Origin of the sequence: Mesorhizobium sp. M1A.F.Ca.ET.072.01.1.1 (assembly GCF_004023325.1) — a bacterium.
GTDB lineage: Bacteria > Pseudomonadota > Alphaproteobacteria > Rhizobiales > Rhizobiaceae > Mesorhizobium.
On record NZ_RZSF01000409.1, the window covers coordinates 1 to 4,876 of the forward strand.

General features: G+C 64.4%; 3 protein-coding genes. All 3 read left to right on the forward strand.

The features are described 5' to 3' along the window. The coding region (locus tag EOA32_RS32985; protein ID WP_145971432.1) for an FAD-dependent oxidoreductase at positions 1-1,804 on the forward strand (1,804 nt) is incomplete at its 5' end. Between the two features lie 92 nt (positions 1,805-1,896). Beyond that, complete coding sequence (locus tag EOA32_RS32990; RefSeq protein ID WP_176477839.1) at positions 1,897-3,405, forward strand: glycosyltransferase family 39 protein; 1,509 nt, start codon at positions 1,897-1,899, stop codon at positions 3,403-3,405. Positions 3,406-3,422: 17 nt separating this feature from the next. Continuing rightward, a complete protein-coding gene (locus EOA32_RS32995) occupies positions 3,423-4,769 on the forward strand; it encodes a Xaa-Pro peptidase family protein (protein WP_095828853.1) in 1,347 nt (448 codons plus the stop codon). The last annotated feature ends 107 nt before the right edge of the window (positions 4,770-4,876 follow it).

Below are 4,876 nucleotides of genomic sequence, written 5' to 3' on the forward strand. Positions count from 1 at the left end.
GATCTACACCCGCCAGGAGCGCAACGGCATCCTGCTCGGCACCTATGAAAAAGCCTGCAAGCCGTGGTCGCCGGTCAACACGCCCTGGGATTTCGGGCATGAACTCTTGCCACCCGACATCGATCGCATCGCGCCGTCGCTGGAGATCGGCTTCAAGCATTTCCCCGGCATCGAGAAGGCCGGCATCAAGCAGATCATCAACGGCCCCTTCACCTTCGCGCTCGACGGCAACCCGCTGGTCGGCCCAGTCCAGGGCCTGACCAACTTCTGGTGCGCCTGCGCCGTCATGGCCGGCTTCAGCCAGGGCGGCGGCGTCGGCCTGGCGCTGTCCAACTGGATGGTGCACGGCGATCCGGGCTTCGACGTCTGGGGCATGGATGTCGCCCGCTTCGGCGAATGGGCGACGCTGCGCTACACCAACGCCAAGGTGCGCGAGAATTATTCGCGGCGCTTCTCGATCCGCTTCCCGAACGAGGAACTGCCGGCCGCCCGGCCGGCGCAGACGACGCCGCTCTACGACACGATGCTCGCCAACAATGCGGTCATGGGCGACTCGTGGGGACTGGAAACCCCGCTCTGGTTCGCGCCCAAGGGCACCGAGCCAAAGGACATCGTCTCCTTCCACCGCTCGAACGATTTCGGCCCGATCGGCGAGGAAGTTCGCGCGACGCGCGAACGGGTCGGCGTCACCGAGATCGCCAACTTTGCCAAGTACGAAGTTTCTGGGCCGGGCGCCGAGGATTTCCTCAACCGGCTGATGACCAACCGGATGCCGAAGACCGGCCGCATTGTGCTCACCCCGATGGTCAACGAGTTCGGCAGGCTGATCGGCGACTTCACCATCGCCAAGACCGGTGAGGACCGTTTCATGATCTGGGGCTCTTCGGCCGCGCAGAAATACCATATGCGCTGGTTCGAGAAGCACCTGCCCAAGGATGGTTCTGTGCGCATCCACCGCTTCGACCAGACACTGGTCGGCTTGTCGATCGCCGGACCGAGCGCGCGGAATTTGCTGCAGAAACTTGTGGACGTCGACGTCTCGACCAAGGCCTTCCGCTTCATGGACTTCCGCGAGATGGCGGTCGGCGGCGCGCCCTGCATGGTCAACCGCATCACCTATACCGGCGACCTCGGCTACGAGATCTGGATGGCCCCCGCCTATCAGCGCCTCGTCTACAAGGCGATCAAGGAAGCAGGCGAGGAATTCGGCCTCGTCGATTTCGGCATGCGCGCGCTGCTGTCGATGCGTCTCGAAAAGAACTTCCCAACCTGGTTCCGCGAGTTGCGTCCGATCTACGGGCCGTTCGAAGGCTCGATGGACCGCTTCATCAAGCTGGAGAAGAACGACTTCATTGGCCGCGAGGCGGCTGCCAGGGAGCAGGCGCAAGGGCCGAAGCTGCGCCGCGTCTCCTTCATCGTCGATGCTGCCGACGCCGACGTGATGGGCGACGAGCCGATCTGGGCCAAGGTCAGCAAGGATTACGGCACGGTGGAGAAGCCGCATGGCTACGGCGCGCCGCGCTTCGACGAGACGGGCAAGGAAGTGCGCGGCTCCGAAGCCGCCGAAGGCGCTTCGGCCGTGCGCGGCATCGTCGATGGCGAGTGGCGCGTTGTCGGCTGGGTGACCTCGGGCGGCTATGCGCATTACGTGCAAAAGTCGATGGCGCAGGGCTATGTGCCGGCGGCCCTTGCCGAGGACGAGAGCGCCGGCCTGTTCGAAATCGAGATCCTCGGCCACCGCCGCCCGGCCCGCATCAACGTCGAGCCGCCCTTCGACCCGAGCGGCGAGAAGATGCGCACCTGATTCCAGGAAGCCGTAATGTACCGCTTTCGGATCGTGTTGGTGGCCGGCTATATAGCAACCGGCCACCAACGCATCAGATGAGAAGACGACCCTTGCGGCAGCTGGAGAAATGGACCGACTGGCTCTGCGATGAACGGGTCGGCCCTTTCAGTGCCGCAATCGCGTTTGCACTTGCCTATTGCCTGGTCCAGATCGTGGTGATGCCGCTTTCGTCCCATTTCGTGGGCACCGGCGTCGGCGTCGACGACTCCGAACAGTTGATGGCGATGCGCTTCCTCGCGGCCGGCTATGGCGGCTCGCAGCCGCCTTTATACACCTGGTTCGGCATCCTCACGGCCTCGCTGGTTGGAACCAGCATTCTCGCGCTCAAGATCGTCAAATACACGCTGCTGGCCGGTGGATTGGTCGCGTCCTTCGCCACAGTGCGCCGCCTGGGCTATTCAGCCCGCGCGGCGACCACCGCCATGTTCGGCCTGCTGCTGTTTCCACAGATCGTATGGGAGATGCAGCATGCCCTCACCCACTCGGTCGCGGTTTTTTGCTTTTCATCGCTGCTGCTCCTGGCAGTCGCCGAGTTGCAGAAACGGCGCTCGACTACCGCGTATGTGCTGCTTGGCTTGGCGACGGCCGCCGCAATGCTGTCGAAATACAATGAGGTGATCTTTCTCGCTGCGCTGTTCCTTGCGGCGCTGTCCGTCCGCGAAACACGTGAGGCGATCTTCGATCGCCGTTTCCTGATCAGTGTGGTTGTGGCGATCCTTGCCTGCCTCCCCACATTCTACTGGAGCCTCACGCATCTCGGAGACCTGCTGGCGCACAGCGGTGGCCTGGGCGTCGCCGAAGGGGGCAGCGCGGCAAAGACCCTGTCTCGCGGCATCCGCGGCTTGGGCAATGCGATGCTCAATTTCGCCGGGCTGCCGGCCACGATCTTTGCCGTCGCGTTTTTCCTGGCGCGCAAGCAATCCGCTCCACCGCCCGAGGCCGCACCGTGGCCAGAGACGCTGGTCTGGCGGGCGATAGCCTTCGCCTTGCTGATCACGCTCGTGGTGGTGCTGGCGGGCGGCATCACACAGTTTCGCGATCGCTGGATGCTGCCCGTATTCGTGCTGTTGCCGGTCGCCATTGCCATGCGGCTGGACGCGATGGGGGAAAGGGGCAGGAAGACGCAGGCGACAATCGTCTTCGTCGGCGCCGTGATGGCCATCCTCGTGCTTCCGGTAAGCTGGTACATGCAGGTCCACGGCGGCGATAACCGCGGCAGCATCGTGCGCATGGACTACGCTTCGCTCCATCGTCAGCTGACAGCCGACGGACCGGTCGGCACTGTGGTCTCGAGTTGGTTCTGGATCGGCAATCTCCGCCTCGTCGATCCCGATCTCATCGTGCTCGACGACGAGATACCCGATTTCGCCAGATCGATCCGCGAGCCCGCGGTGCTTGTGCTCGCGGATGACGAGGAACCGGCCTCCGTCATCTTCAAAAGGATCACCGAGGCCGGCTATGTGATGGATACCGTCCATCGGCGCATCGCGGTGCCGCAGTTGGGGAGCGCACCGCGCCAGGTCACGATCACCAGGCTGCACAAGATGAAGCCGCAATAGACAGACAGGGGGACCGCATGGACACACAACGTTTCGGCCGCCACCGCAAGATCATGCCGTTCGAACCCGGTTCCGTCGAGGCGCTCCGCGCCGCCTCCCGCGAGAAGGCTGGCGCGCTCAACCAGCACGCTCTGGGCTATGGCGCGGTAGCCGAAGCCGAATGGGCGGCGGCAGGCATTGCCGCTCCCGACCTGCCTGCCATGCGAACCTATCGGCTCGAGCGCATCCGCGCCGAACTCAGGCGCCGCGACTATGCCGGCGCCCTGCTCTACGACCCGGTCAACATCCGCTACGCGACGGATTCGACCAACATGCAGCTCTGGGTCGCGCACAATCCGACCCGCCACTGTTTCGTCGCCACAGAAGGTCCTGTGGTGCTGTTCGACTATTTCTCCTGCGAGCATTTGTCGGATCACGCCGGCGTCGTCGACGAGGTGCGGCCGGCGGTGTCGTGGATGTACCTTTATAGCGGCGAGCTGACCGACAAGAAGGTCCGTCGCTGGGCAGCCGGCATCGCCGAGCTCCTTGCCGAGCACGGCGGCGGCAATCGGCGGATCGCCGTCGACCACATCAACCCGGAAGGCGTCGAAGAGCTTGCCCGCCGCGGCATCACGGTCGGCAATGGCGAGGCGGTGATGGAGAATGCGCGCCTCATAAAGTCGCCCGACGAGATCCTCGCCATGCGCCGCGCCATTGTCGCCTGCGAGGCGGCGATGGGCGAGATGGAAGCGGCGCTGAAGCCGGGCATTTCCGAGAACGAACTCTGGGCGGAACTGCATCGCGGCAACATCGCGCGCGGCGGCGAATGGATCGAGACCCGGCTTCTGTCGTCCGGGCCGCGCACCAACCCCTGGTTCCAGGAATGCTCGTCGCGCATCGTCGAGGACGGCGATCTCGTCGCCTTCGACACCGACCTCATCGGTCCCTATGGATTTTGCGCCGACCTATCGCGCACCTGGCTCTGCGGCGATGGCCGGCCGTCCGACGAGCAGCGTGACCTGTTCCGCATCGCCGCCGACCAGATCGCCCACAACACGGCATTGATGCGGCCGGGCATTTCCTTCCGCGATCTCGTCGAACGCTCCGCCGTGCCGCCTGGAGACTGCTTCCCGGCGCGCTACGGCGTGCTCTACCACGGCGTCGGTCTGGCGGACGAATATCCGACCCTGCCGCATGCCAGCGACTGGACGGACGACACGCCGGATGGCGTCCTGGAACCCGGCATGGTGCTGTGCGTGGAAAGCTATATCGGCAGGCTCGGCGGCCGCGAGGGCGTCAAGATCGAGGAGCAGATCCTCATCACCGAGACCGGCAACGAAAAACTCTCAGCCTACCCGCTCGACGAAAAGCTGCTTGGCAGCTGACCCGTCCAAGCCAAACTCGGCGATGCCCTCGCGCATGGACGCAACGACGTCCGCCGATGTGGCCCTGGCCGAAATAAATGGCAATCCCTTCCGCCTAGTCGTCCAGC